The sequence below is a fragment of the Flagellimonas lutaonensis genome (genome assembly GCF_000963865.1).
Classification (GTDB): Bacteria; Bacteroidota; Bacteroidia; order Flavobacteriales; family Flavobacteriaceae; genus Flagellimonas_A; species Flagellimonas_A lutaonensis.
On sequence record NZ_CP011071.1, the window covers coordinates 306,136 to 332,723 of the forward strand.

Consider the following 26,588-nt stretch of genomic DNA (forward strand, 5'->3'; position numbering starts at 1 on the left):
ATAAGCCTACGGTCAATGCATCAACCAAGAACATTTTGGGACAAATTCTATTTGGTCATCAAAGGCCTTGTCATGGGTGCCGCAAACAAGGTGCCAGGGGTCTCAGGTGGTATCGTGGCCTTTGTCGGTGGGTTTTATGAAGAGTTTATCTACTCGTTGCAAAAAGTAAACCTCAAGGCTTTTAAACTGTTGTTCAACGGCCGTTTCAAAAGTTTTTTCAGATATACCAACGCGAACTTTCTTGCCCTGTTGGTGAGCGGCATGCTCATCAGCTATTTCAGCGTCTCACGTTTACTGGATTATTTCTTGGACAAAAAAGAGCTGTTTGTCTGGGCTTCCTTTTTTGGTATGATCTTGGGGTCTATCTACTACATCTCAAAAGACTACAACCATTGGAATAGGCAGACCATTACCGCCGGCGTGGTGGGCCTGTTGATGGGACTCTCCATCAGTTTTTTGAGTCCGGCAAAAGAAAATGACAACCTCTTGTTCATCTTTTTCTGTGGCATTATCAGCGTTTCGGGCATGACACTGCCCGGCCTCTCCGGCTCTTTCATCTTAATATTGATGGGCAATTATGTCCTGCTTCTGGTCGATTCGGTCAATGCCCTGTACGATACCTTGGCAGAGGTTTTTAGGGGCGATTTCAGTTTTTGGCAAAATGCCGAGCGGATACGCACCCTTAAAATATTGGCCGTGTTCACCTTGGGTTCGGCCACAGGGCTCGTCACCCTATCGCATCTGTTGGGCTATGTGCTGAAACGCTACCACGAAACCACCACGGCGGTCATCATTGGGTTTATCACAGGTTCGCTGGGGGTACTATGGCCATGGAAACAAACCATTTACAAAACGGATGCCCTCGGCAACTTTCTTTTGGACTCGAACGGCGACAAGATCATCAGAAACTACCAACGGTACTGGCCCGACTGGACGAGCATGGAAACCTGGGGTGCGGTGTTTTTTATAATATTGGGCATCTTTGTGCTCTTGGCATTGGATTGGTATGGAAGAAACAGAAAAGAAAGAAAAAAGGTTCGGGCTAGTCGGTAAGGATATCTCCTACTCTTTTTCAAAAGGATATTTCGAGAAAAAGTTCAAACAGCTGGACTTGCGCGACCACAGCTACGAAAATTTTGACCTAGCCGATATTTCAGGGTTCAAGTCCTTGGTCGAACAGTGTAATCTTTCGGGCCTAAACGTGACCATTCCCTACAAAGAAGCTGTAATTCCTTATTTGGACGCCATCGGCGAAACGGCCCAAGAAATCGGTGCGGTCAATACCATTGCGTTTACCGAAAACGGCTTGATCGGCCACAACACCGATGCCTACGGTTTTGAGCATTCAATACGGCCCTTGCTACAACCACACCATACAAATGCCTTGATCATGGGTACGGGCGGCGCTTCCAAGGCCATCGCATTTGTGTTGAAAAAATTGGGCCTTGGCGTCACCTTTGTATCACGAACCGAACAAGAGGGCATGCTGACCTACCAAGCACTCGATGGCGATGTACTGAAAGAGCACACCGTTATCGTAAACTGTACGCCACTGGGCACGCATCCGAACATTGATGAGAAGCCCGATCTGCCCTATGGCTTTCTCACCGATAAACACCTGCTGTACGACCTCATCTACAATCCCGAAAAGACTTCCTTTCTGCAAGAAGGTGAAAAACAGGGTGCCACCATCAAAAACGGACTCGAAATGCTGCGGCTACAGGCCGAAAAAGCTTGGGAAATCTGGACCTCCTAAGGTCGTCTCCACAACGCTCGAGGAGATCCTTCCCCCATAAAACACATCCGCAGAATTGCTGTCGCCGCTAGGGTTTTCCAAAAGAAGATTGCCTATTTTTGCCAATACTGCTTTAAGTTGTAACTTGTAAGTAGCAAAGCCATCGACCACAACCTTTAAAGAGCAATCAGGATGGAGGAGAAAGATCACAAACTGCAAGATGTTGCAGGGGAGCAAGAACATAACGATAACGATTCGACCACAGCACAACCCGAAAGCCATGGGGAGGCCGCTACCGAGAAAACGGTAGAAAGCACTACGGAAGATACAGGCGCAGCCGCTGAAGAAAAGGAGGCCCCAGAGCCGGCCAATGCCGCTGAAAAGGCGGATGCTACGTCTGAGGACCCCGAAAACAAAGATGTTCTAGAAGAGATAGCCGAAGAGAACGCCGAGGATGCCGAGGACACCGAAAATGAAAAACGGCACCATATTCCCTTTTTGGATTACCACTCGATGCCCATGGAAAATCTGGTGGGCGAACTGCAACGGCTTGTCAAGAACGAAAAGGTACAGGCCATACACAAGCACGTTAGTGCCATCAAGTACGAATTCGACCAAAAGTACCAAGAGTTTATAGAGCATAAAAAGGAAGAGTTCGTCGCCAATGGTGGCAACGAAATAGATTTCAGGTACAACTCGGTCACCAAAAGGCAGTTCAACGAGGTATATGCCGAGTATCGCGAAAAAAGGGACCATTATTACAAAAACCTTGAAAAAACGCTCAAAGAGAACCTTGAAAAGCGTTTGGCGATTATTGAAGAACTCAAAGGGCTGGTAAATGTCGAAGAAGACATGAACACCACCTACAAGGCGTTTAAAGAACTACAGGCCCGATGGCGCAATGTGGGGCCCATACCCCGAAGCCATTACAACGATGTGTGGCGCACTTACCACCACCACACCGAGATCTTCTACGATTTTCTGCACCTGAACAGAGAGCTGCGAGACCTTGATTTCAAGCACAACCTCGAAGAGAAGATAAAGCTGGTCGAACGTGCCGAGGCGCTTGCCGATGAGCCCGACCTGGGCAAGGCATTCAGGGAGCTACAGACCCTGCACAAAATCTGGAAAGAAGACATTGGGCCCGTTGCCAAAGAACACCGTGAAGAAATCTGGGAACGCTTTAGCAATGCCACCAAGGCCCTGCACCAACGGCGACAAGATCACCACAAAGAGCTAGAAAAACAGTACCTGAAAAACCTCGAGAAAAAGAACGAACTGATCGCCGCCATTAAAGAGGTGGCCGAGAAAGTGGCCGACAACCACAAGGCCATACAGCGACAGATCAGAAAAGTAGAAGAACTGCGAGAGGCATTCTTCAAGGCCGGCAGGGTACCGCAAAAAGTGAGCGATGCCACCTGGGATGCCTTTAAAGAGGCCGTGCGTTCGTTCAACCGGCAAAAGAACCAATTTTACAAGGGCCTCAAAAAAGAACAGCACGAAAACCTTGAGAAGAAGAAAAAGCTGTTAGAGCTGGCCCTTTCGATGAAAGACAGCGACGATTTTGACACCGTTACCCCTGAGATGAAGCGTATTCAGGCCGAGTGGAAAAAAATAGGCCATGTGCCCCGAAAATACTCCGACAAGATATGGAACGAGTTCAAGGCGGCCTGCAACCACTATTTTGACCGGCTGCACTCGCGCCGCAATGCCTCACACAAAGAAGAGCTCGAAAACTACGAGAAGAAAAATGCCTGTCTTGAACGCCTAAAAGCCTTTACCATAGGCAAAGACAAAGAAAAAGACCTACAGACCGTCAAGGCATTTATAGAGGAATGGAAGGGCTACGGCCGCATTCCGTACAACAAAAAACACATCAATAGCAAGTTCAATAAGATCATCGATGCGCTGCTCAAAAAATTGGGAGTCAGCCAGCAAGAGGCCGAGTTGATAAAATACGGCAACAAGATACAACAATTGGCCAAGGCAGAGAACGATAGGGCCATTGCCAACGAACGCACTTTTATCAGACGAAAGATAGACGAGGCCAAGAGCGAGATCCGGCAATTGGAGAACAACCTACAGTTTTTTAGCAACGCCTCAGAAGACAACCCCTTAGTGCAAGAGGTGGTCAACAACATTGAACGGCACAAAGAGACCCTGGCCACCTGGAAAGCCAAATTGAAAAAGCTGAACGTGATGGAGAACAAGCTGAACAAAGAGGCCGAGGACGACGAAGATACGGCCGATAGTTCTGAGGAGGAGTAAACCTGCCTTTGGGCGAAAACCATCATCTTGAACAAACCTGAACAACGTCCAAATGCCACATGCCATTCGGTTTTGATAGGATGCCCTAAAACCGAACAAGGGCTATAATTTATAGCTTCAATTCGTTAACTTCAAACTGAGAAACCATCAATGGCTAGATTTGCCACGGCTGAAAATCCACCGATTTCCATCGCTGCCATAAATCATGGCTGTGGCCGTTGTAAGCAATTTTAGAACCACATTATGAAGTTCTTTAGAAGAATAAGACACAAGCTAATTTTGGACAATAAAAAAATTCAATACCTGAAGTATGCGTTAGGAGAAATCATACTGGTGGTAATAGGGATTTTGATTGCTCTACAAATTAATAATTGGAATCAGTCTATTAAAGATAAAAATTCACTTAATGAATATTTGATAAAGATAAAATCTCACACAACTGAAGATATAGAACAGTTAGTTGATTTAGCAAAGGGAAGAAAGCAAATTGCCGACCTCTGTAAAAAAGCACGTAACAGTGAAGGCTTCCCTGTTTTTGAAGACTTCCCTGTTTTTGAAGACTTACCCTTTTTGAAGGCTTCCCTGTTTTTGAAGGCTTCCCTGTTTTTGAAGGCTTCCCTGTTTTTGAAGACTTACCCTTTTTCGTACAGCGGTTAAATTAAACAAAATGTTTTTTCAAAGGGGCATGCCCCTTTGAAAAACCTCTAAAAATTCTTTCGGGCTGCTTCTTCCCAGAGACTTATGGGGATGGAACCGATTGTATTCCTCCCTGAAGCGTTCCGTTTCCATATTTACTTCCTCGATGTCCCTGAACAAATGGGCATCGAGTACATCTTCGCGATATGTCCGGTTGAACCTTTCGATAAAACCGTTCTGGCTCGGCTTGCCCGGTTGTATGTATTTTATCTCGATATCCTCCACTTCGCAATAGTTGACAAAGACTCTGGATAGGAATTCGGGGCCGTTGTCCACTCTTATGGCCAAGGGCTTGCCATGGATCTCTATGGCCTCCCTTAGGTACTCCACCACCCTTATTCCGGGCATGGAGAAGTTTCCTTTCATACAAAGTGCCTCACGGTTGAAATCGTCCATCAGGTTGAACACCCTGAAGTTCCTTCCCGTTATCAGGCTGTCGGACATGAAGTCCGCGCTCCATACCTCCCTTGGGGCATCGGGTACCTCCAGCGGCTCCTTTATCCGCTTGGGCAATCGCTTCTTGGTCTTTCTCCTTAGTTGCATGCCCAAGAACCGGTAGACCCTCAGTACACGTTTACGGTTCCATTTATGGCCTTGCTTGCGCATGCGGTTATAGAGCCAGTCGAAGCCCCGGTTCGGCTTGGCCTCTGCAAGTTCCGTCAACTTGTCGATGACCTGCGTATCGTCACGACGGCTCCGATAGTACCACATCGAACGGCAAAGGCATACTATCGTACAAGCACGTGAAATGCTCAGCCCCTCTTCCTTTACGATGCCTTCCGCCAGTTCCCTGCGCCCGCAAGGCCTCAAAGCTTTTTTTCGATGATGTCCTTTAAAATCCTATGGTCAAGGCTCAGGTCTGCGTACATCGCCTTGAGCCTCCTGTTTTCTTCCTGCAAAGACTTGAGCTCCTTGAGCTGTTGGGCGTCCATACCACCGTACTTGCGCTTCCAACTGTAAAAGGTGGCCGTGGTGATACCCTTGTCACGACAGATGTCGGTGACCTTCATTCCCGAATCGTACTGGTGGAGCATGGATACAATCTGTGCTTCCGTGAATCTGCTTTTCTTCATAAGCTAAAAATAATTGATTTTTAAACTGTACGAAAAACAGGGAAGCCTTCAGAAACCGATCAAAAGAACCTCCCGACCGTTATGGCGGGCCTTTGAAAATGTTATCACAGGTTTTTGCACCACAAGAACAATTTTGGGCAATTTCAACATTAAAAATGATTTAATCGTATCTTAATCGAATAATGTTCGCATGGACATTCGACTAATTTTTAGAGTACATGAGAATTCATAGGGGATGCCTGTATTGTGGAAAGGAACTTACTGGCCGTACCGATAAGAAATACTGTAACCTGCACTGCAAGAGTGCCTATCAATACCAAAAGATAAAAGAGCAGCCCGAAAGGTTCTACAACAAAGTGGACAACCAACTGAGGCTGAACCGGAGGCTCTTGAAAGAGTACAATAAGGCGGGGAAATCGGTGATCAGGTCAGAGGTCCTGACAGGGCAAGGCTTCAATCCAAAATTCCACACCCATCACTGGAAGAACCAAAAAGGTGAAATCTATCATTTTGTCTATGAATACGGATTTTTGCAAAAGACCGAAAACCGAAAGGAAAAATATGTCTTGGTCACATGGCAAAAATATATGGAAAACAGATAGTGATGCCTCTTGAGCGAGTGGGTTTAGTTGAATATCAATGACCTTTGGATGAAGCTTTCATTTAAAAAAGTCTTTAAAATCAATTGAAAGACTTTACTGCTTATTAGATTATTAATTTAAATAACGAGTATTTTACTGTTTCTTGATCGCTTGACAACTGGATTCCGTATTTCCGAATCAGTAGGGTTTGATATTTTATGATTAACTTTATTGCCTACGGAGTTCAAATTAAAATTTAGTTTGTAATTCGGTTAGCAGCAAAACATTGGCAAGGCGAAATTCGGTAAACTTAGGGGTTAGCGTGTGGGGTTCGAATCCTGCCGCGATCACGAACAAATCAACAAAAGTTGAAAACAAAGCAGGCTACAAAATGTAGCTTGCTTTTGTTTTTTAGGGAACTACCAAAAAGAACGAAAAAACAAAGCCAAAGGCACTGAAGAAAACCTAAAAGCTGAGTTCGGGCACTTTGCCCTTTACACCTTTGAAAAAATTATGAACCGTTCGAAAGTCTTGTTCCATATCAGCGGTAGCATGGTACGGTTCTGATATCTTTACCTGTTTTTTGCCAAAATCGAAGGCAACCATTACAATGGGCACCTCTGCCTTTTTGGCTATGAAATAGAATCCGGTTTTCAATTGATCTACCTTTTGCCGGGTACCTTCAGGGGCCAGTGCCAACCGAAAGACCTCTCGCCCGTTGAATACGTTCACGATGGCATCTACCAAATTATTGTTTTTGCCGCGGTCGACCGGGGTACCACCCGTCCATCTAAAAAACCATCCGAACGGGGGCTTAAAAAGACTTTTCTTGCCTATGTAATGGATTTCTTTGTTCACAACTTTTCTTACCAGCAGGCCCAGAAAAAAGTCGAGCCAGTGGGTATGGGGCACCACTATGACCACACATTTATCCACATCGGGAAACGTACCGACCAACTTCCACCCCATTAGTTTGAAGTAAATGAATTTGGCTATGCTGTGCATGGCTTTGGATTTAAAAACCTTAGATTTTCTCGTAAATCGACCTTAGTTTTTTGGGGCCGATAACTTTTTTCCAATCCCTGCCCAAGGCATTTTCCCATAATGCCTCCATGCCCAAGGCCACGGTGATCATGGTGTTAAAGTCCTCCTTAGAAAGATTTGCGCAGACCCCTTTCGGCAATTTGATTTGATGTTTTTTTAGCATTTGGTTGAACATCTGTACGCCTTCTGGATAAAACTCCTCTAAATGTTGAAATACCAAGCAGTTGCCGATACCGTGTTTGACCCCCAATAAATAGGAAAGACCATAGCTCAACGCATGTGCAATACCCACCTGCGAATAGGCAATGCTCATGCCCCCGTGCCACGAGGCCATCATCAACTTATCCTGTGCCTCTTCTTCGGACAAATCTTTTAAAAAGACTTCTTTGCAAAGGGTCAGCGCCGTATCGCCATAACTCTGACTAAACGCATTCAAATATGTACCGTTCAACGACTCCACACAGTGTATAAAGCAGTCCATACCCGTGTAGAACCATTGGTCTTTCGGCACAGTGGCCACCAATTCTGGGTCTAGCACCACTTGATCAAAGACCGTGTAATCTGAGTTGATGCCCAGCTTTTTTTCTGGCCCCAATAAAACCGTTGTTCGCGACACCTCGGCCCCGGTGCCACTGATTGTGGGCACACCAACATGGTAGACCGCTGGTTTTTCTACCAAATCCCAGCCTTGATAGCGTTCGGCCTTGCCAGTGTTGTTCAGCATTATGGCGACCGCCTTTGCCAGATCCAGCAGCGTGCCCCCGCCAATGCCTATGATGCCCGATGGCGGTTCATCAAAGGTTTCCCTCAGCTGGGCCACCAGCGCATCGACCTGATCGGTCTTGGGTTCTTCATCAGCCGATACAAAGATTATTTGGTCATTGAACAACAATGGAATTCGACCTTGCAACTCTTTGCCCTCAAAAAAGTCGTCCACCAAAAAAATCATGGGGGCATCAGAATTGCGGCGCTTGGGCAATAAAATATCGGCCAATTGGTCAAAACTGCCACGGCCATAGACTACCCTTGGCACCATTGGAAAATTCCTATACCCAAGTTTCCTGTCCTTCATCAAGATTTGATTCTTCAATTTATTCGCTTGTCCCATCAGTGTTTCAAGTACTTCAAAATATCGACAATATTGTTCAATTTCAGGTGATGGTTAACTCGTTCTTCTTCAGAGACCAATTCGTGTACCCATGTGGTGTGAAAAGGAATATGCACTGCCTGGGCCCCGATGTTCAATATGGGCAATATATCTGATTTCAATGAGTTTCCAATCATCAAAAATTTGTCATGTGCAATGTTCAAATGATCTAAAAGGTTCTCATAATTTTCTTCTTTCTTGTCGCTTAGCACCTCTACATGATGAAAATATTTTGAAAGACCCGAACGTTTCAACTTTCTTTCTTGATCGAGCAGGTCTCCCTTGGTCAAAACGATCAGCCGATAATGGCCCGCAAGCTTTTGTAGGACCTCCTCTACCCCATCGAGCAATTCTACCGGACGGGAAATCATATCTTTACCTAGATGCAAGATTTTTGAAATGGTTTCTTGCGGAACGGTATTGTTTGAAAGATCCAACGCGCATTCGACCATTGAGAGCATGAATCCTTTGATGCCATACCCGTACAGCTCAAGGTTTTTCATTTCTACCTTGAACAGTTCTTGGTCGATCTTGTTCTTGGTCTCATACCTCTCTAACAGTTCAGCGAAGCGTTCTTCTGCCTCCCTGAAGTAGGTTTCATTCACCCAAAGGGTGTCATCGGCATCAAAGCCGATTACCGTAATGTTGTCAAAATTCACTTCCATACTTTTCTGGCCCTTTCAAGGTCTTCGGGTGTATCGATCTCAATGCCGGTCACTTCGGTCTCGACCATTCTAATCTTCTTTCCATGTTCCAAAAATCTTATGGCTTCAATTTTTTCGCTGGCCTCTAAGGGCGATATGGGCATTTGCCGAAAATCTAACAAAGCCCTCTTGCGAAAGGCGTAGATACCCTTGTGCTTGTAATAGATGGCCTTGTTTTCTTTATCTCTTGGATACGGAATTGGCGACCGTGAGAAATAGAGGGCAAAATTGCGGTGGTCGACGATGACCTTGACCGTATTGGGGTTGGCAATCTCATCCCAATCTTGAATAGGTGTCATCAAAGATGCCAAATCAATTTCTTCATCGGTATCATCCTTAAAGACCTCAATGACCTTTTGAAGGCTCTGCTTTTCAGTGAAGGGTTCATCGCCCTGTACGTTCACCACGATGTCGACATCAAGTGTCTCTACCGCTTCAGCAATGCGGTCGCTTCCACTTTCGTGTGCCTTTTGGCTCATTATTGCCTTACCACCGCTAGCTGTGATAAGGTCGAAGATCGTATCGCTATCGGTCACCACGTACACCTCGTCAAAAAGGCCGGTTTCAACGGTGGCCTCATATGTTCGCTGAATGACTGGTTTGCCTGCAAGATCTTGCATCAATTTGGCAGGAAATCTCGATGCTTGGTACCGGGCGGGTATCATTGAAATAATCTTCACAAGGGCTTTTTTTAGGATTTGTTTTTTCTAGGGCGCAATTTTCGGTAAATACTGAAAATAAAAGCCAAAATGACCACTACCAAAAAAGCGGCCACCATCGGGGCAAAGATAGAAGCTGTAGAAACTACCATGGCCGTGCCTGTTTCAACCGTTGAAACCACCGGGTTGGCAACGCCTCCCGTAGTTGCTGTGGAAGTTAAACGTCCGGCTGCGTTGGCCCCCTTTATTGCCGTGGCCGTACCACCCCCGGCTATTATGGCCAACGACCAAGTGACCACTGGATCCAAATCAGCTATGGTAGAGACCATTACTGCGGTTCCGGCGATGGCCGCCAAAGGAATGGCGATAGTATCAAGGGCATTATCGACCCACGGAATGAAGTAGGCAAAAATCTCGACCAAAGTGGCCACCCCAAGTGTAAGCACAGCGGCCAGACTGCCGATCCACGCCCAATTTTCATTGAGCTCCCAAACACCAAAATAAGCGGCCAAGCTTAGGGTGAAGAGTGGCAAGAAGACCCGGAATCCGGTCGATGCGGCCAACCCTATCCCCAAAAAAATACTTAATATGGTCTCTTGCGTCATTTAAAGTCACTTTTCACGAAAATAGGTCATTCATCCTCAAGAAAAAAATTATTCGAAAACCCGATCAGATAGAGTTTTTTCCTTGCCCTGGTGACTGCCGTGTACAACCATCGCAAATACTCTTTGTCTATGCCGTTCATAATATAGGGCTGCTCGACAAATACAGTGTCCCATTGCCCTCCCTGCGATTTGTGGCAGGTAATCGCATAAGAGAATTTTACCTGTAGGGCATTGAAATAGCGGTTGTTCTTTACGCCCAAAAACCGTTTGTACTTCGATTTTTCATTGGCATAATCTTTAAGAACCTCTTGATAGAGACGATTGTTCTCTTCGTAGGAGAGCGAAGGTGTCTCTGCAGTAATGGTGTCTAAAAGCAATACGGTTTCAAAGGGCCTTTGTTTGGGGTAATCAACCATGCGCACCTTTACTTCTGCAAACGAGAAGCCGTACAACTGCTTGATGGCAAATATCTCCAACACCTCTATTAAATCGCCATTGGCGATAAAACCGGCTTCAGAACTTGGTTTGAGCCAGAAATAATTGTTCTTGACCACCATCATGAAATCGCCTACCGAAAGCTCGTTTTCAAGAAACAGGATGCGCTGCCGAATACTTTGGTTGTAGAGGTTGGCCCTTTTGTTGGAACGCACGATGATGGCCGTGTCTTCCTTACCGTTTTGGGAATACGAAGAATCAATGGCTTCTTGGATCTCATACCCGTCTATCAGCCTTACAATGTCTTTGAACGGAGCAAGTTGAAACCTGAACGCATCGTACAGACCGGTCTCCATATATTGCCGTAAGGCGGTAGCGTTCATCAAAATTCCTGAATCGCTAGCCTGCCTGACCACTTGGTCCAGTTCTAGGGCCACTATTTCTTTATCATAGTTCAAGGCCAGTTGCCGGGCATCAAGGGCAGGGCTCAGTTCAGACCCCACAGGTGGCAACTGAGCCGTATCGCCTACCAAGATCAATTTGCACCTATGCCCAGAGTACACATAGTACAACAAATCATCAAGCAGCGAGCCGTTTTCAAAAAGTTTAGAATCGCTTCCGACATCCGATATCATCGATGCCTCATCGACTATAAACAAGGTGTTACGGTGCTTGTTGGGCGCCAATACAAATTGTACGCCCCCCGCAGATGTCTTTTTGGGATAGTAGATCTTTTTGTGTATGGTATGAGCCGTGGTACTTGAATAACCCGACATCACCTTTGCCGCCCGACCTGTTGGGGCCATCAATACGCACTTCAACTTTGCCTTCCAAAGCGAGTTGACCAAACAACCCATCAAAGTGGTCTTTCCAGTGCCGGCAAATCCTTTCAGAACAAAGATTTCCTCTTGCTTTTTCGACAGTGCAAAAGCCGATAGTTCCTTAAGTGCAATGGTCTGCTTTTCGGTGGGCTCGTATGAAAATTTTTCAACGAGAATGCCATAAAAATCAGAAGCTGTCATGTCTTTCATAACGCCCTAAAGATAGACCCGTTTTTTGGTGAAAAAGTTTCGTGATTAAAAAAAAATTGTAGATTTGTGAACAACCACTAAATTAACTCAGAAAGACAGTCAACTATGTTAAATCTAATACTTATTATAGTTGGTATATGCATCGCAACTTTTGTGTTGGTATATATCATTGATAAATTTTTGCCGCTGAAAGCAAAACCATTTTTGATTCTTCTCTTCGGCATTTTGAGTATTTTTTTAGGTTACTTGATCTATAACTCAGTTATGGCCCCCATCGAGTTCGAGAGGGTGAAAAAACAACGATATGCTGCCGTTATCGCCAAACTTAAAGACATACGGAACGCTCAAGAAGCATACAAAACGGTAAATGGCAAGTATGCCAACGATTTCAACAGTCTGGTTCAGTTTATTGATACGGCCAGCTTTACCATAACCCAGCAGAGAGACTCTTCTTTTATGCGCTATGACAAAGTCTACCAAATCGAGTTACAGCAAGACACCATCATTGTTGATACCTTGGGCTTTGTGAAAGTTCGTGATTCGTTGTTCAAAAACGACGACCGTTACAAATCGATGATGAACGTACCCTATGCGCAGAACAATGAGAAATTCGAAATGAAAGCTGACATTATAGATAAAAGCGGCTATAGGGTTCCCGTTTTTGAGGCAAAGGTCAAAAAGAACGTAATACTGTATGACCAACCGCAAGATTTGGTTGAACGAGAAAATGCCCATGTAAGTGTCGAAGAAGTAAACGGCACCGAAATAAAAGTCGGCTCACTTACCGAGGTCAGTACCAGTGGGAATTGGCCCGCCATATATGACAGAAAAGGTGAGGATTGATACTATCGAGAAAACAACAACAAATACACCTTACAAGAAATTGTCCATTCAGGTAGGCTTGAATGGACTTTCTTTTTGTATCATCGATACCATTGCCAACAAGGTCATCGATGCTGATAAGGTTGTCTTTAAAACCCAGACAACCCCTTACCTTCTTTTAAGGGAACTCAAAGATCTTTTTGACCAGAAAGGGGTGGCAGACCATCAAATTGCAGATGTGACGGTCGTACACCAGAACAATCTCTTCAGCCTTGTGCCCAAAGTGTTTTTCAGGGAGCAGGAACTGCCCGATTACCTTAAATTCAACACAAAGATTCTACCAAGCGATCAAATCGTATATGATGAAATCGAGAATCACGACATGGTCAATGTCTATGTGCCTTTTACCAACATTAACAACTATATTTTTGATTTATATGGAGCGTTTGAATTCAAACACTCGGGCACCATTTTGATACAAACCCTCTTGGGCCAAAAAAATATGGGCGCGGCACCCATTTGTTACGGCCATGTCACTGATCAAACCTTGGAAATTTTGGTTGTCAGGCAAAAAGACCTTTTGCTGTACAACTTCTTCAACTATAGCACCAAAGAAGACTTTTTATACTACATCTTGTTCGTATTTGAGCAATTGGGCCTCGATACTGAAAGGCACCCACTGAAATTGTTCGGCAGTATCGAAGAAAACGACGCGTACTACAAACTGTGCTATGATTATATTCAAAACGTTTCGGTCTTCACGTTGGCCAATTCTGCTTATATCTTTGATTACACTGCTGAAGATTCAATAGACCTGACCGTATTGGGTGCCCTTTAAATGCGTATTATTTCAGGTAAATATCGTGGTAAGTGCCTAGTGGCCCCTAAAAGGCTGCCAGTGAGGCCTACAACCGATATGGCAAAAGAGGGCCTGTTCAATATTCTCAACAATCGGTATTTCTTTAACGAGCTAAACGTGCTAGATCTTTTTACCGGCACAGGAAACATCAGTTATGAATTTGCCTCGCGAGGGGTTTTGCATATCACGGCGGTTGACCAAAACGCCCATTGCGTTCGTTTTGTGGCGCAAACCGCCGCATCGCTGGGCTCTGAAATAAAAACGGTAAAGTCTGATGCATTGAGGTTCTTGCATGACACGGGCCAAACCTTTGATATAATCTTCGCCGACCCACCCTATGCCTTCACCGCAAAGGAGTGTGAAAAAATCGTGGAGGCAATCTTTAAAAAGGATTTGCTTTCGCAAGATGGCCTTCTGATCATTGAACACGCCCCACAAACCGATCTTTGTTATTTGCCCCATTTTCAGGAAAGCCGAAAATACGGCAGCAGCGTTTTCAGCTTCTTCGGATGGGAATAAAAAAATCCCGGCGCATTGGCCGGGATTCAGTTCTACTTTAAAAAAACAGGCCATAAGCCGGATTCTGTCAAAGCCTTATCATTTATCTAGGATACAAGTTACCCTGTACCTCTAACCGCCTACCCTCCAGCTCGGGCGTGCAACCCTCTACCGCCCCGATAGCTATCGGGGGTGATCGGGACGCTGGTTTACATGGCGTTTCACCGCATAGAGTTTACCTGATTTCACTACAGCCGAACTGTACATACTTTCTGTTGCACTGGTCCGTCCCGAAAATTCGGGAGACGGGCGTTACCCGCTATGCTGCACTATGGTGTCCGGACTTTCCTCGCTGACATTTATCGTCAGCGCGATAAGGTGGCCTGCACTCACAAAGATAGTCCAATTGTTGATAAAAATTAGCGCTGTGCGGGCTGTATCTGATAGAAACATCACTCCTATTCCTATATTTGTAGATAGCTATAATCATACCATTTTGGAACCTTTTATAGTATCGGCACGTAAATATCGCCCTCAGACCTTTAAAGATGTGGTGGGCCAAGAGGCTATTACCAATACCCTTGAAAATGCCATCGCCAACAACCACCTTGCACAGGCCCTTCTTTTTTGCGGCCCCAGGGGTGTTGGAAAGACAACTTGTGCCCGTATTCTGGCAAAAAAGATAAACCAAGATGGCACCGAAAGTGAGCATGAAGATTTTGCCTTCAATATTTTTGAGTTGGATGCCGCTTCAAACAACTCTGTTGATGACATCCGAAGCCTGATAGACCAAGTTAGAATTCCGCCACAGGTGGGCAAATACAAGGTATATATCATCGATGAGGTACATATGCTTTCACAATCGGCTTTCAACGCCTTTCTCAAAACACTTGAAGAGCCGCCAAAACATGCCATATTTATTCTGGCAACCACAGAAAAACACAAAATAATACCCACGATACTCTCTCGTTGCCAAATTTTTGATTTTAAAAGAATTACTGTAAAAGACACGGCAAAGTACCTACAGTACATCGCCCAAGAACAAGGTATTGAAGCCGATGGGGACGCCCTCCACATTATTGCACAGAAAGCCGATGGCGCCATGCGCGACGCTCTTTCTATCTTTGACCGGGTGGTGAGTTTCTCGGGAAAAAACCTGACACGCAAAGCTGTTTCAGAAAACCTCAATGTGCTTGACTATGAAACGTATTTCGAGACCGTTGACCTTATCTTGAAAAATGATATCCCAGGACTTTTGGTGCTTTTCAACAAGACCGTTGCCCTTGGTTTTGATGGCCATCATTTCATCTCAGGGCTGGCAACCCACCTGAGGGACCTTATGGTCTGTAAAAATGAATCGACCATTGAATTATTGGAGGTGGGCGAGGCCGCCAAAAAACAATATCAAGAGCAGGCCCAAAAGACTTCAAAGGCCTTTTTGTTGAAAGCCCTTGAGATTGCCAACGATTGTGATCTAAAATACAAGACGAGCAGGAACCAACGGCTTTTGGTCGAGCTGGCGCTGATGAAACTGGCTTCGATTTCCTTTGATGGTGAAAAAAAAAAGAGTGATTCCATAATTCCAGCTTCCTATTTCAAAAAGGATGCTAGAAAAGAGGCAACACCCCCCCCTGAAAATGTGGTGGTTGAACATCAAAAAAATGCACCACAGCACCAGACAGCGGAGACACCACATCCAATCGACATCGACAGCCCTATAGAACATACTAAAAAAGATGTACCATCTGAAGAAGAGGGCAGACCCTCGACAGCACCGCCCAAAATAAAATTGGAAAAACCGCAAAAGCGCGTATCGGGTTTATCGCTTTCGAGTATAAAGGTCAAGAAAGAGTTCCAGAGCTCTAAAGAAACTGTTCCGGTTGACGAAAACGAACTTCCAAAAGATCCTTTTACCGAGGCTGACATGCGAAAACACTGGAACGATTTTACCAATGACCTCATCAGGAAAGGGAAGCGAATTTTGGGCAGCAACCTTCAGACCGATGAACCAAAATTGGTCAATGGCCATATCATCAGGATTGAGTTGCCCAATCATACCATGAAGAAAGAGGTAGAGCGTGAAAAGAAACCCCTACTTGACCACTTGAAACAAAAGCTCAACAACTATTCTATTCGACTGCAGGTCAGCGTCAACGAAGAAGTTGAAAAAAAGTTTGCCTTTACTCCAGAGGAGAAATATGAAAAACTCAAAGAGAAAAATCCCGCTATTGAGTTGCTTCGAAAAGAGTTTGATCTAGACCTATGATTTTTTGATTCGAAATGCGTACAAGAGCATGATCAGTGCGGTGATTGCCATGCCCAACGCCTCTCGACCACGTTCAATGTTCATAATATCACCCTCACCTATCGTTACCCCCTCAAATTTTTCAGGCCAGCTGTATATGGTAAAACCCGCATAAAACAAGAAAAGTATTACTGCCCACATAAATCTTAGGTTTTCAGAGGCGAACAAGAGCGAGGCAAAAGCCGCCATACCATAGATGATATACCAGCGGGTCGAATCGGGGTCATTATGTTGTACAACGGCAGCCCAGATAAAAAGGGCCGCAAAGACAACTCCCAATACCTTAAATATTTTATTCATAGTCCGGTTGATTTAAAAGTTCATCTAAAATAACAAAAACATCGGTTGACTTGATTGTCGATGGTTTGGAATAGGCTTGATCGTTGGTCAAAAAAACGGGGTGGTCGAGTTCGCTTTCAGGTATTCGCCCATGTGATCCCTTGACCAGTTCAGCCTTTAATGGTATTACATCCATGACCGTTCTGAAACCCAACTTTTTCTTCAACAGCTTATAAAGAACCTTGGCCGTTATAAATTTGTCTTTTGGATCCACAAACATTTCTACGGGGTCATAGCCCGGTTTTTTATGGATATCGACAGTTCTTGCAAAGTCAGGGGCCTTTCGATCGTCTTCCCAATAATAATATGTGAACCATGCGCCTGCATCGGCCACGACCATCAATTCGCCAGTGCGTTCGTGCTGCAACCCCATTTTTGCAAGTACCTCACCATATAATACCTTTTCGACTCCTATTTGCTGCCGCAAAAGCTCAACGATTTCCTCTTTGATGGAAGTATCGTTCAAGTAGATATGGGCCACTTGGTGATCAGCCACTGCAAAGGCCCTACTGGCCCCGGCATCGAGCAGTTCCAGCCCCCTTTCCTCTCTAATGGCCAAATAACCATGTTTGCGAAGCACCCGGTTCAAATGTACCGGTCTGCCCACGTCTGTGATGCCATATTCTGAAAGCAAGACGATGGTACAACCCTGCTTATTGTAATATTCGATCAACTGTTTGACCACACCATCGATTTCCTGTAAATCCTTTGAAATTTTACTGAAATCATGGCCATACCGCTGCAAATTGTAATCGAGATGTGGCAGATAAATCAGCGTAAGGGTCGGATCATATTTTTTGTCCGTGATGATGGACGCATCGGCAATCCACTGGCTTGATTTGATGGAAGTCTTGGGGCCCCAGAAATTGAACAGCGGAAAAGTACCCAGTTCGGCCTGCAGTTCATCACGCAACTCTGCAGGATGCGAATACACATCGGGAATCTTTCTTCCATCCGCGAGATAATTGGGCCTTGGAGTCACACTATAATCGACGGTTGAGTACATATTGTACCACCAAAAAAGGTTGGCACAGGTAAAATTGGGGTTTTCGGCTTTCAGCTTTTCCCAAAGTTTGGGGGCCTGTACCAGTTTGTTCGACTGTCGCCAAAATTTGACCTCGCATTCGTCCCTAAAATACCATCCATTGCCCACGATACCGTGTTCCGAAGGTTTTTTTCCGGTCAAATAGTTCGATTGGGCCGTACAGGTCACCGCCGGAAAAGCAGGTTCGACCACAGAATGCCTCCCAGATTTTAAGAAGGAGGCAATAAAAGGTGTATGATCGCCTATCAACCGTTTGGTGAGTCCCACAATGTTGATTACCACTGTTTTTTTCATTCCAATCGTGCCTTTACCCATTCAAGCTCGCGACAAATGGATTCTGAAAGTTCTTTTTTGAGGTTTTCGGGCAGTACCTCCCATGTATAGGTCTCCACTTCCAAATGGTCGCAGATAGGGTCTTCTTTCAGATATTCAAGAGTTTTTATGATATGGTCTTGGGTTGAGTGCAGGTTATCGAACTGTTCCAAAAAAATGGGCACATGAAAATGGGCACGCAGTTCTGAAAAATCTTCTTTCAATCCCAAAATCTCGGGCAAATCGGAGTAGGTTTTTACCCCTAGGTCGGTACGTTCGGTCACTTGGTGCAGATATACCGGCTCGTCAAATTTGGAGAGCGCCCGCAAGATTACCTCTCTGACCCCTTTGTCAAACACTATTTTCAAGGCGGCGCTGATCTGTATTTTACCCACATGTATGCCGTGCTGCTTCAACTTTGCAAAAGTGTCTTTGGGCTCTTCATAAGCCAACGAAAAGTGACAGACATCGTAGCATAGGGTCAGATAGCGTTTTATTGCTTCCTCGGATTCCGCAGTGTCCAGCCCCAGCTCCTTTTTAAAAAATTCCCTTCCGATAGGAAGCAGAAAATCGTTGAAAAAGAGCAGTACATCCTCCGTGTTCTCTACCAGTCCGTCGGGTTCGGGTTCGATATCCAAATGCAGGTAAACATCGCTGTTTTGCTCAATTTCGTACAGTTTTTTGGCGATACGGAGCATATTTTTTGCCCCGACCCCAAAAGCGGTATGTATTGCTTGCTGTGATGTAAACCAGTGCTTATAACTGACAGGCGAGGTCGAGATGCCGCCTGACATGCCTTTAGGAAGCAAATGGGCCAACTGGTCAAAAAGCCGCTCGGTATACACACATCTTTCTTCGGTGGTCCAATCGGGCGTATGTACTTGGTCTTTCACCCGTTGATGGTGAAAATTCCCGTAGGGAAAACCATTCATTGTATAGACGTAGACGCCGTTTTTGTACATCCACTCCTGGAATTCTTCAAGATTCCCCTCTCTTTTCAGTTCAACACTTGCTTGGTTCGAAAGTCTAAGGCCCAGTCCGAAATCACTGTGTGGACACACTTTTTCCTTAATTCTTGGTATATATTTCTGGAGGTTTGAAAAGATGCTTTCCCAGTCTTCACCAGGGTGAATGTTAGTGCAATAGGTAAGATGAAACTTTTCACTAACCTTCATATCAACAAGATAGCTTTTCAACGGCAACACTGCGAATGGCTATGGCCTCTCGCATTTTTTGTTCATCTATTTTATGGACATCGACCTTTTTGCCAATGCCTACAATAAGGGTAATGGTCAATTTACCTCCCAGATGTTCCCTAAATTCTTCAATACCTTTCAATAATTCAGTTACTCGGGGTTCGCCTTTGATAGGCATCTTTAGATCAAAACCAACTTCGCACAGTACTTTTAAAACCCTCTTTAAAGTACCATTGTCTATCATGCCCATCAGGTGTGCATACGTAACATCCAAGGCAATGCCCATGGCCACGGCTTCGCCATGGCGAAGGTCATAGTTGGTCATTTGCTCAAGCTTGTGGGCTGACCAGTGGCCAAAATCCAAAGGTCTTGACGAACCACTCTCAAAGGGATCCCCACCCTGTGAAATGTGTTGCATGTGTATTTCAGCACATCGATGTATCAACCGCTGCATAGGTTCTTTTTTGCGCTTGGCGAGGGCAACGGCATTTTTTTCCAAGAAATCGAAAAAAGAAGCATCCTTTATCAAGGCCACCTTAATAGCCTCGGCAACCCCTGAAATCCAATCGCGTTGGTCCAAGGTTGTAATAAACCGGAAATCATTTATTATGGCCGTCGGAATGGTAAAAGAGCCCAAGAAGTTTTTCTTTCCAAAGGCGTTGATACCGTTCTTTACCCCTACCGCGGCATCATTTTGGGCGAGCACAGTAGTGGGTACACGTACCAATTTGACTCCTCTGTGTGCGGTTGCGGCGGCATAGCCCACCATATCGATGACAGCACCACCCCCTATGGCCACCACAAACGAATGGCGACAAACCCCGCGATGGTTTATGGCCTTCAATACCCTATCTACCTGGGCGGAATCGTTCTTGCTGTTTTCTCCGCCCGGCACCAACAATGTGTCCAAAAAAGATAAGTGCCCGTAGTTGTGGCAATATACCTTGATTTCATCCAGCAAAGCTGGATGTGCATTCGCCACCCCTTCATCAACAACAAAAAGCAATTTGGCCGTGTCGGTTGTCGCCCCCTCTTTGATAACCTGCTGAAACAAGTCATTTTCAACTGAAAAAAGATGCTCGGTAAAATACAGGCTGTATCGATACTGCACCGAAAAAGACTGTGATATGGTCGAAACAGGCTTCATGGGCTTAAAGTTAGGTAACCGAAAAGATTTTGGACAATAAAATCGACAGCGGTAGCAAAAGCAACATTAAAATACCCAACAAAACATTGGAGTGCCCGACAGCAATGGCCGCATTGAGCAAAATGATAGAGAGCACGCCCGCTTTTACCGCTTTCATGATATTTTCGGGAGTATTGGCCTTATACGCCTTGAAAAGGGGCATAAAAACCATCAATGCAAACAAGACAACAAACGGTAAGGTGGCCATGTACTTCGACTCTTGAAAAAAGATAACGCAGCAAATGACCAAAACATATAGAAAACCCGCCAAAAGAATGGGGTTTTGGTTTTTGCCGTGTACTTCTCCACGGCTGACAAGGGTCACCGCTGAAATAAACAGCAACGGAATGACCAAATATTCCAAATGGGTAAACTGTCCGAAAACCGAAATTCCCAACAGCAGGTTCAAGGCCCTGCAAACACCCATGTTCAATGGGCCCAACACCTTGTGCTTCTTTGAATAGGAATCGTATGCCAAAATACATAGGGTTAGCACTACGGCCACAAGACCACTTCTCAGGTGGACCGTAAAAGACACCATTACACCCAACAGCAACAGCAAAGCCCCCAATAGAAAAGCATTCTTGCCCGACACCACCCCACTGGGTATGGGCCGTTCGGGCCGTTCAACCCTATCAAGGTCAGCATCAAAAAAATCGTTCAAGACCACTCCCCCGGCATAAAGCAAGACAGAGGCCGATATTAACTTGATTGCGGGTACCATGTTGGAGAAATCATAGACCCCCCCCTCATCAAAAAAACCTGCCAATGCCAATCCCGCAAGAATATCTGCCGCCGCCGTCGGCAAATTTGCCGGGCGGCACAACTGTAAATAAGCCCTTAGTTTTTGTCCCATCAGACAATTTTGTCACTATCAATTCTAGGTTGCTGCCCTCTGAGTACGCTGTTATCGTTAAAAAGTTTGCTTTGGTCGATGCCCTCGGCATTGAGCCAATGGCTTTCCTCCATCTTACCCGATTTTGAGAATACATCAAGAGCATTCTGATAACAGGTCTTGATCACATCTTCTCTGGAAACACCCCTTTTCAGCATCAACCGGGCTGTTTTGGGCACTGCCAACGGGTCGCTCACACCCCAATCGGCAGAACTATCAACAATTATGTTGTCACTGCCGAACCTTTTCACCACTTCGACCATTCGCTCGTTGCCCATTTTTGTTTTTGGATAAATGGTAAACGCAGCAATGAATCCGCGGTCCAATACTTCTTGAACCGTTTCCTCATTGTTGTGGTCGATGACCACTTTACTGGGGTCAAGACCATGTTCAAGGCACACCTCCATGCTGCGTATGGTACCCGCTTTCTTATCCCTATGGGGGGTGTGTACCTGTACCAACATATCAAACTCTTTGGCGAGTTCCAATTGCTGGCGAAAATATTTGTCCTCGGCAGGGGTCTGATCGTCATAGCCAATCTCGCCCACGGCCACGACGTTTTCTTTATGCAGGTAAAGCGGAAGCAATTCCATCACTTCTTCGGCCAACGCTTCATTGTTGGCCTCCTTTGAGTTCAGCCCGATGGTGCAGTAATGCTTGATACCAAACTGGCTGGCGCGAAAGGGCTCCCAGCCCACCAAACTGCTAAAATAATCTTGAAAAGACCCCACTTGTGTACGGGGCTGCCCCAACCAAAAAGAGGGTTCGATAACGGCAACCACACCTGCTTCGGCCATGGCCTCATAATCATCGGTGGTACGTGAGGTCATGTGTACATGCGGGTCGATAAACATCAACTTATCATCCATATTTGTATGTTGTATCCAAAAATTTAGTGTTTGACAAAACTAGACAATCAGAGGTAGAAATCATTGCTGCCATCCAAAAAAGAAAGATGGTCAAAAATGATAACAATTGACATGTATTCGAAATTCCGTTAGGTATAATAGTTTTCGTATCAACCTGTTGGGCTTTTGAAAACTAAAAGGAAAACTTCAGTTCAAGTTTTTCCATCAGGAAAAGTATCGAGAACAAGGTTCTTTACAATATAAAATTCTATTCCCGATACATCCCGACAAATATGTCGGGGTACACGAATTGACGAAATTTTTATCGAAATGTCCAACTGTTGAATTAATCGTTTGGCGTGTTCGTAGGCTCTTAAATGTCGTACAGCAAATTTTTATACACAGAACTGGTTTGTATATCTATTTTTAGGCCTTTATCTTCATCCACCAATTCAAACGACCTTCTATGAAACCTTGTTTCACTTTAGTGCTTTTTCTTACAGCGGCAACTTTTTGTACTGCCCAAAAAAATATAGATCTCACGACCCTTGAAGACTTTCAGGGGCCTTTTTCAAATTGGCAAATTATAGGTGGTATCTCGGTTGATCCCGACATAGACGCGCTGGCCTATGCAAAATCACAAGCACAGCCAATTTCAAAAAAAGAACGGCGTAGAAGGCAAAAAAAGGGCATTGTCGAAATCAATCCTATCAAAACAACATCTGGTACGGGCATACTGTTCAATAATTACCGCCCTGGCCAAGACAAGCATTTGCTCACCAAGTGGGACCATGGCGATATCATGCTCGAAATGGAAATCATGGTGCCCAAAGGCTCCAATTCAGGAATTTATCTTCAAGGCCGTTATGAAATTCAGATAATGGACAGCTGGGGGGCAAAAAAACCGAAATATGGCGATATGGGCGGCCTTTACCGTAATTGGGAGACGGAGCCCGAGAAAGTATTTATGGGGGTACCCCCATTGACCAATGCAGCCAAGGCACCCGGGCTATGGCAAAAACTCAACATACATTTTAAGGCTCCAAGGTTCGATGGTTCTGGCAATAAAATAGAGAATGCGCGATTGGTGCACGTATACCTCAACGAGGTGTTGATACATAACAATGTCGAGATTCCGAGACCGACCGGAGGCCCCATTTCAAAAGAGGAAGTCGCTAAAGGCCCACTGATGATACAAGGAGATCACGGACCTGTGGCTTTCAGAAACATAAAGTATGTTCCGCTCTCAGATTTGGATGCCTCGCTCGATGAGTTATCATTTGCAGCTTATAAGGGAGAATTCAAAGATTTGGAAGATATTGCGTCTGCAGCGCCCGTACATACCGGACAGACCAAAAAGATAGATGTAAACCTTAGTGGCGAAGAAGACCAATACGGATTGGTTTTTGAAGGAACCCTAAATGTGCCGAAAGATGCCGAATACATCTTTATAGTTGGTTTTACAGGCGGGTTTGACCTTCTGGTGGATGGAAAAAGTGTGGTGAAGGCCAACTCAAGTTATGACCAGGGACAGCGTGGGGCACCTGTTTTTTTGGAAAAAGGGAAGCATCGCATTTCGCTGCAAAATATAAAGGCCGCCGCTTGGTTGGCACCGAGATTGGGTCTTACGGTGCGTACCTCAGATTCTAACCCCAAAAAATTCCACTCCCTTGATTCATACCCCACTTCGATCAACTATGTGCCTCCCATTTATGTGGAGGTGGGCAGCGAACCACGACTTTTGCGGGGCTTTGTCAGCTTTGGCAATTACGGTGAAAAGCGATCACATACCATGGGGGTGGGCATTCCCGATGGGATCAATTATGTGTATGACCTACAGGCTGGCAATGTAATAGGGGCATGGCGTGGGGCCTTTGTCGATGCAACCCCCATGTGGCATAACCGAGGCAACGGTTCTTTTAGGCCCAGGGGCAGCGTGCAATGGACATTTTTGGGACACCCATTGGCCGAGTTGGACGATATGCAAAAACCTTTTTCGAGTGCAGAAGAGGTCAATGGGTACCATCCGTTGGGCTATGTCATCGATTCGGGCACTGGGCTTCCTACGTTTCGATATCGCTATAAAGATGTCGAGGTCGAGAACAAAATCATTCCTGCCGACAAAAACAGTTCGCTGGTGAATGAAATCTCCTTTTCTGAAGGAAACAAGAGCAACTGGTACTACAAAATCGCTTCCGGCACAGTTAAAAAACTTAAAGAGAAGACCTATGTGCTAAACGACCATCAGTATTATCTGACCATCGAAAGCGGCCAGACACCCATCACCCGAAAAATCAACGACCAAACCGAATTGTTGTTGCCCGTTGATGGCAATACGATCAAATACAAAATCACATGGTAATGAACATTCGTTTTAAATCAAATAATATCTTTTTCGCACGACTGGCTGTACTAGCTGCCATGCTCGTAGCGATTACCGCCCACGGTCAAGATCTACCCAAGGAACAGGATTATTATACCTTGACAACCCTGCCCGCGCCCGAGGGAGTACACCTAGAAGGTGGTGGGGTGCAGTCACTGCCCAACGGAAGCCTTGCGATTGCCACTCGCAGGGGTGACGTTTGGATCATTCAAAACCCGACCATGGCCAACGGCCAACGGGCCATCTTTAAAAAGTTTGCAAGCGGACTACACGAACCGCTCGGTCTCGCCTATAAAAACGGTTCTCTGTATACCGCACAGCGCGGTGAGCTCACCAAATTGACCGATACCAACGGTGATGGCATTGCAGACGAATACCGCACCATTTATGCCTGGCCGCTATCTACCCATTACCACGAATATTCATTTGGGCCTGTTTTAGCCCCCGATGGTACTTTCTTCGTTACGGGCAATGTAGCATTCGGCAATGAGGAATGGTGGCGTGGTGAAAGTCGTGTGCCGTGGAGGGGATGGACCATAAAAATCACCGAGGACGGTCAAATGGAACCTTGGGCCACGGGCATGCGTTCACCCGCAGGTTATGGCCTGGTCGACGGCGAGCTCTTCTATGCCGAGAATCAGGGCGACTGGATAGGTTCAGGAGGGATATGGCATCTGCCAAAAGGGGTCTTTACAGGACATCCCGCAGGATTACGATGGACGGGGGAACCGAATTCCCCCGTCAAGTTGACCGAAGAACAGTTCTATGCCCGTATCGATAAACGGCAAGTCAAAAAGAATGGGCGCTATGTGAAACCCGAAAACATCATCGATGAAGAGGACCCCGATTTTATGCACGAGCTGAAGGAATTTTTTCCTGAACTACAGCTACCCGCCGTCATTTTGCCGCACGGCATCATGGGAATCTCAAACTCGCAATTACTGGTCGATGAAACCAATGGCAAATTTGGTCCCTTTGCAGGGCAACTGTTTGTGGGCGACCAAGGACAAAGCAAGATCATGAGGGTCGTTTTAGAAAAGGTGAAGGGTGAATACCAAGGGGTGGCCTTTGATTTTAGGTCAGGTTTTCAGTCGGGTGTCATGCGCATGGATTTTGACAGCAATGGCAATCTCTTTGCGGGCGAGACCAACCGTGGTTGGGGCTCAGCAGGCACGACCAATTCTGGACTTGAATTTTTAACTTGGACAGGCAGGATGCCTTTTGAAATGAAGACCGTAAAGGCCATGCCCGATGGTTTTGAAATTGAGTTCACCAAACCTGTGGACAAAGAAACTGCAGAAAACCTTGATTCGTACTCGGCCAAAAGTTATCTGTACAAGTATCACGCGGTGTACGGTAGTCCGCAAACCAATGTTGAGGATATTGCCATTAAGGGGGTAAAGGTCAGTGATGACGGTATGAAAGTCCGATTGGTCACCGAAAAGCATAACCGTTACAACGTGCACGAAGTAACGCTTCATGGTGTCAAATCGAAGGAAAAAAGTCATCTGGTGTTGCATCCAACCTTCTTTTACACCATGAACAATATTCCCGAAGGGGAAAAACTTCCGCTTTCAGAGCTTTCCACAAAACGCACCAAAAAGGTAGTAAAACCCACCAAACAGACGGTTTCAAAAAAGACGGCAGTCAAAAAAACCTCTGTGCTTACCGATGCGCAGGTTCAGCCACTGTTGACGAACAACACCTGTGTTGCCTGCCATGCCAAAGACAAACGAATGGTAGGACCCTCGTTCGTGGCCATTGCGAAAAGGGGATATTCCAACGAAAAAATTGTAGACCTCATCTACAATCCGCAACCCAAAAACTGGCCCGAATATGCCACGCCCATGGCACCGATGCCACAGGTGCCCAAAGATGAAGCCCTAAAGATTGCCGCATGGATCAATTCGTTGAAGAAATAA

At 45.5% G+C, this 26,588-nt stretch carries 24 protein-coding genes and 1 other RNA gene; 11 read left to right on the plus strand and 14 right to left on the minus strand.

The features are described 5' to 3' along the window. Positions 1-15 precede the first annotated feature (15 nt). The 4 genes from VC82_RS01410 (at position 16) to VC82_RS15850 (ending at position 4,660) form a co-directional block, all read left to right on the plus strand. Positions 16-1,053 carry a DUF368 domain-containing protein gene (locus VC82_RS01410; RefSeq protein WP_045800799.1) on the plus strand — a complete coding sequence of 346 codons (1,038 nt, stop codon included), beginning with the start codon at positions 16-18 and terminating at the stop codon, positions 1,051-1,053. Continuing rightward, complete coding sequence (locus VC82_RS01415; RefSeq protein ID WP_045803161.1) at positions 1,007-1,756, plus strand: shikimate dehydrogenase family protein; 750 nt, start codon at positions 1,007-1,009, stop codon at positions 1,754-1,756. Before VC82_RS01410 ends, VC82_RS01415 begins: the two co-directional genes overlap by 47 nt. Positions 1,757-1,927: 171 nt before the next feature. Next, entirely contained in the window at positions 1,928-4,003 is a 2,076-nt protein-coding gene (locus VC82_RS01420) for a DUF349 domain-containing protein (protein WP_045800800.1), read from the plus strand. A gap of 243 nt (positions 4,004-4,246) precedes the next feature. Then, a complete protein-coding gene (locus VC82_RS15850) occupies positions 4,247-4,660 on the plus strand; it encodes a DUF6090 family protein (RefSeq protein ID WP_052698854.1) in 414 nt (137 codons plus the stop codon). Between the two features lie 18 nt (positions 4,661-4,678). Here the strand turns inward: VC82_RS15850 and VC82_RS01430 are convergent. Continuing rightward, positions 4,679-5,772 (minus strand): IS3 family transposase gene (locus tag VC82_RS01430; protein ID WP_157517925.1). Its coding sequence is split into 2 segments (ribosomal slippage): positions 4,679-5,511 and positions 5,511-5,772, totalling 1,095 coding nucleotides; the frame shifts between segments, so codons are not numbered across the junction. A gap of 218 nt (positions 5,773-5,990) precedes the next feature. On the opposite strand from VC82_RS01430, the gene VC82_RS01440 reads away from it, so the two are divergent. After that, the gene (locus VC82_RS01440; RefSeq protein ID WP_045800801.1) at positions 5,991-6,374 is read left to right on the plus strand and encodes a hypothetical protein; all 384 of its coding nucleotides are present in this window, start codon (positions 5,991-5,993) and stop codon (positions 6,372-6,374) included. Between the two features lie 444 nt (positions 6,375-6,818). Here VC82_RS01440 and VC82_RS01445 read toward each other — a convergent pair whose 3' ends face one another. Genes VC82_RS01445 through VC82_RS01470 form a run of 6 tightly spaced genes read right to left on the minus strand, consistent with a single transcriptional unit; the run spans position 6,819 to position 11,978 of the window. Then, a complete protein-coding gene (locus VC82_RS01445; RefSeq protein ID WP_045800802.1) occupies positions 6,819-7,358 on the minus strand; it encodes a 1-acyl-sn-glycerol-3-phosphate acyltransferase in 540 nt (179 codons plus the stop codon). A 19-nt stretch (positions 7,359-7,377) separates the two neighbouring features. After that, a complete protein-coding gene (locus tag VC82_RS01450) occupies positions 7,378-8,469 on the minus strand; it encodes an iron-containing alcohol dehydrogenase family protein (RefSeq protein ID WP_245615939.1) in 1,092 nt (363 codons plus the stop codon). Positions 8,470-8,504: 35 nt separating this feature from the next. Next, positions 8,505-9,209, minus strand: coding sequence for an HAD family hydrolase (locus tag VC82_RS01455; RefSeq protein WP_045800804.1), 705 nt, complete (start codon positions 9,207-9,209; stop codon positions 8,505-8,507). Next, positions 9,200-9,913: a 3-deoxy-manno-octulosonate cytidylyltransferase gene (kdsB, locus tag VC82_RS01460; protein WP_179944607.1), complete on the minus strand. Its 714-nt coding sequence runs from the start codon at positions 9,911-9,913 to the stop codon at positions 9,200-9,202. The genes VC82_RS01455 and kdsB overlap by 10 nt, the downstream gene beginning before the upstream one ends. A gap of 26 nt (positions 9,914-9,939) precedes the next feature. Beyond that, a complete protein-coding gene (locus tag VC82_RS01465; RefSeq protein WP_045800806.1) occupies positions 9,940-10,512 on the minus strand; it encodes a DUF4126 domain-containing protein in 573 nt (190 codons plus the stop codon). A gap of 26 nt (positions 10,513-10,538) precedes the next feature. Beyond that, positions 10,539-11,978, minus strand: a complete 1,440-nt coding sequence (locus tag VC82_RS01470) for an ATP-dependent DNA helicase (RefSeq protein WP_045800807.1) — start codon at positions 11,976-11,978, stop codon at positions 10,539-10,541. Between the two features lie 264 nt (positions 11,979-12,242). Here VC82_RS01470 and VC82_RS01475 point away from each other — a divergent pair, with 264 nt between their 5' ends. The 3 genes from VC82_RS01475 to VC82_RS01485 are packed head-to-tail and all read left to right on the plus strand — an operon-like array spanning position 12,243 to position 14,178. Next, on the plus strand, positions 12,243-12,821 hold the full coding sequence (locus tag VC82_RS01475) for a hypothetical protein (protein ID WP_313777708.1): 579 nt from the start codon (positions 12,243-12,245) through the stop codon (positions 12,819-12,821). Continuing rightward, complete coding sequence (locus VC82_RS01480; protein WP_045800808.1) at positions 12,799-13,638, plus strand: DUF3822 family protein; 840 nt, start codon at positions 12,799-12,801, stop codon at positions 13,636-13,638. Before VC82_RS01475 ends, VC82_RS01480 begins: the two co-directional genes overlap by 23 nt. Then, complete coding sequence (locus VC82_RS01485; protein WP_045800809.1) at positions 13,639-14,178, plus strand: RsmD family RNA methyltransferase; 540 nt, start codon at positions 13,639-13,641, stop codon at positions 14,176-14,178. A gap of 38 nt (positions 14,179-14,216) precedes the next feature. On the opposite strand, the gene rnpB is transcribed toward VC82_RS01485, so the two are convergent. Further along, positions 14,217-14,547: RNase P RNA component class A (rnpB, locus tag VC82_RS15335), an RNA gene on the minus strand. Between the two features lie 106 nt (positions 14,548-14,653). On the opposite strand from rnpB, the gene VC82_RS01490 reads away from it, so the two are divergent. Then, positions 14,654-16,423, plus strand: coding sequence for a DNA polymerase III subunit gamma/tau (locus VC82_RS01490; protein ID WP_045800810.1), 1,770 nt, complete (start codon positions 14,654-14,656; stop codon positions 16,421-16,423). Here the strand turns inward: VC82_RS01490 and VC82_RS01495 are convergent. From VC82_RS01495 to VC82_RS01520, 6 genes are read right to left on the minus strand one after another with little or no spacing between them, the layout of a single operon-like run. Further along, positions 16,418-16,762 (minus strand): transmembrane 220 family protein, encoded by a 345-nt coding sequence (locus VC82_RS01495; RefSeq protein ID WP_045800811.1) that lies wholly within the window; start codon positions 16,760-16,762, stop codon positions 16,418-16,420. The two genes, VC82_RS01490 and VC82_RS01495, sit on opposite strands and share 6 nt — an antisense overlap. Further along, complete coding sequence (locus tag VC82_RS01500) at positions 16,755-18,140, minus strand: alkaline phosphatase family protein (protein ID WP_045800812.1); 1,386 nt, start codon at positions 18,138-18,140, stop codon at positions 16,755-16,757. Before VC82_RS01500 ends, VC82_RS01495 begins: the two co-directional genes overlap by 8 nt. Beyond that, positions 18,137-19,333: a metabolite traffic protein EboE gene (gene eboE, locus VC82_RS01505; protein ID WP_045800813.1), complete on the minus strand. Its 1,197-nt coding sequence runs from the start codon at positions 19,331-19,333 to the stop codon at positions 18,137-18,139. Before eboE ends, VC82_RS01500 begins: the two co-directional genes overlap by 4 nt. Before the next feature lies 1 nt (position 19,334). Continuing rightward, positions 19,335-20,501 carry a 3-dehydroquinate synthase gene (locus VC82_RS01510; protein WP_045800814.1) on the minus strand — a complete coding sequence of 389 codons (1,167 nt, stop codon included), beginning with the start codon at positions 20,499-20,501 and terminating at the stop codon, positions 19,335-19,337. A gap of 10 nt (positions 20,502-20,511) precedes the next feature. Beyond that, complete coding sequence (gene eboC / locus VC82_RS01515; protein WP_045800815.1) at positions 20,512-21,396, minus strand: UbiA-like protein EboC; 885 nt, start codon at positions 21,394-21,396, stop codon at positions 20,512-20,514. Next, positions 21,396-22,304: a TatD family hydrolase gene (locus VC82_RS01520; protein WP_084598139.1), complete on the minus strand. Its 909-nt coding sequence runs from the start codon at positions 22,302-22,304 to the stop codon at positions 21,396-21,398. The genes eboC and VC82_RS01520 overlap by 1 nt, the downstream gene beginning before the upstream one ends. 445 nt (positions 22,305-22,749) lie before the next feature. Here VC82_RS01520 and VC82_RS01525 point away from each other — a divergent pair, with 445 nt between their 5' ends. After that, positions 22,750-24,645 (plus strand): 3-keto-alpha-glucoside-1,2-lyase-like domain-containing protein, encoded by a 1,896-nt coding sequence (locus tag VC82_RS01525; protein WP_052698855.1) that lies wholly within the window; start codon positions 22,750-22,752, stop codon positions 24,643-24,645. Further along, positions 24,645-26,588 (plus strand): auracyanin family protein, encoded by a 1,944-nt coding sequence (locus tag VC82_RS01530; protein WP_218917637.1) that lies wholly within the window; start codon positions 24,645-24,647, stop codon positions 26,586-26,588. The genes VC82_RS01525 and VC82_RS01530 overlap by 1 nt, the downstream gene beginning before the upstream one ends.

Excerpts from the sequence above, each read along its gene's own strand:
- VC82_RS01410 (WP_045800799.1), top strand. The coding sequence starts at position 16 with ATGCATCAACCAAGAACATTTTGGGACAAATTCTATTTGGTCATCAAA.
- VC82_RS01415 (WP_045803161.1), top strand. The coding sequence starts at position 1,007 with ATGGAAGAAACAGAAAAGAAAGAAAAAAGGTTCGGGCTAGTCGGTAAG.
- VC82_RS01420 (WP_045800800.1), top strand. The coding sequence starts at position 1,928 with ATGGAGGAGAAAGATCACAAACTGCAAGATGTTGCAGGGGAGCAAGAA.
- VC82_RS15850 (WP_052698854.1), top strand. The coding sequence starts at position 4,247 with ATGAAGTTCTTTAGAAGAATAAGACACAAGCTAATTTTGGACAATAAA.
- VC82_RS01440 (WP_045800801.1), top strand. The coding sequence starts at position 5,991 with ATGAGAATTCATAGGGGATGCCTGTATTGTGGAAAGGAACTTACTGGC.
- VC82_RS01445 (WP_045800802.1), bottom strand. The coding sequence starts at position 7,358 with ATGCACAGCATAGCCAAATTCATTTACTTCAAACTAATGGGGTGGAAG.
- VC82_RS01450 (WP_245615939.1), bottom strand. The coding sequence starts at position 8,469 with ATGAAGGACAGGAAACTTGGGTATAGGAATTTTCCAATGGTGCCAAGG.
- VC82_RS01455 (WP_045800804.1), bottom strand. The coding sequence starts at position 9,209 with ATGGAAGTGAATTTTGACAACATTACGGTAATCGGCTTTGATGCCGAT.
- kdsB (WP_179944607.1), bottom strand. The coding sequence starts at position 9,913 with ATGATACCCGCCCGGTACCAAGCATCGAGATTTCCTGCCAAATTGATG.
- VC82_RS01465 (WP_045800806.1), bottom strand. The coding sequence starts at position 10,512 with ATGACGCAAGAGACCATATTAAGTATTTTTTTGGGGATAGGGTTGGCC.
- VC82_RS01470 (WP_045800807.1), bottom strand. The coding sequence starts at position 11,978 with ATGAAAGACATGACAGCTTCTGATTTTTATGGCATTCTCGTTGAAAAA.
- VC82_RS01475 (WP_313777708.1), top strand. The coding sequence starts at position 12,243 with ATGGCCCCCATCGAGTTCGAGAGGGTGAAAAAACAACGATATGCTGCC.
- VC82_RS01480 (WP_045800808.1), top strand. The coding sequence starts at position 12,799 with ATGACAGAAAAGGTGAGGATTGATACTATCGAGAAAACAACAACAAAT.
- VC82_RS01485 (WP_045800809.1), top strand. The coding sequence starts at position 13,639 with ATGCGTATTATTTCAGGTAAATATCGTGGTAAGTGCCTAGTGGCCCCT.
- VC82_RS01495 (WP_045800811.1), bottom strand. The coding sequence starts at position 16,762 with ATGAATAAAATATTTAAGGTATTGGGAGTTGTCTTTGCGGCCCTTTTT.
- VC82_RS01500 (WP_045800812.1), bottom strand. The coding sequence starts at position 18,140 with ATGAAAAAAACAGTGGTAATCAACATTGTGGGACTCACCAAACGGTTG.
- eboE (WP_045800813.1), bottom strand. The coding sequence starts at position 19,333 with ATGAAGGTTAGTGAAAAGTTTCATCTTACCTATTGCACTAACATTCAC.
- VC82_RS01510 (WP_045800814.1), bottom strand. The coding sequence starts at position 20,501 with ATGAAGCCTGTTTCGACCATATCACAGTCTTTTTCGGTGCAGTATCGA.
- eboC (WP_045800815.1), bottom strand. The coding sequence starts at position 21,396 with ATGGGACAAAAACTAAGGGCTTATTTACAGTTGTGCCGCCCGGCAAAT.
- VC82_RS01520 (WP_084598139.1), bottom strand. The coding sequence starts at position 22,304 with ATGGATGATAAGTTGATGTTTATCGACCCGCATGTACACATGACCTCA.
- VC82_RS01525 (WP_052698855.1), top strand. The coding sequence starts at position 22,750 with ATGAAACCTTGTTTCACTTTAGTGCTTTTTCTTACAGCGGCAACTTTT.
- VC82_RS01530 (WP_218917637.1), top strand. The coding sequence starts at position 24,645 with ATGAACATTCGTTTTAAATCAAATAATATCTTTTTCGCACGACTGGCT.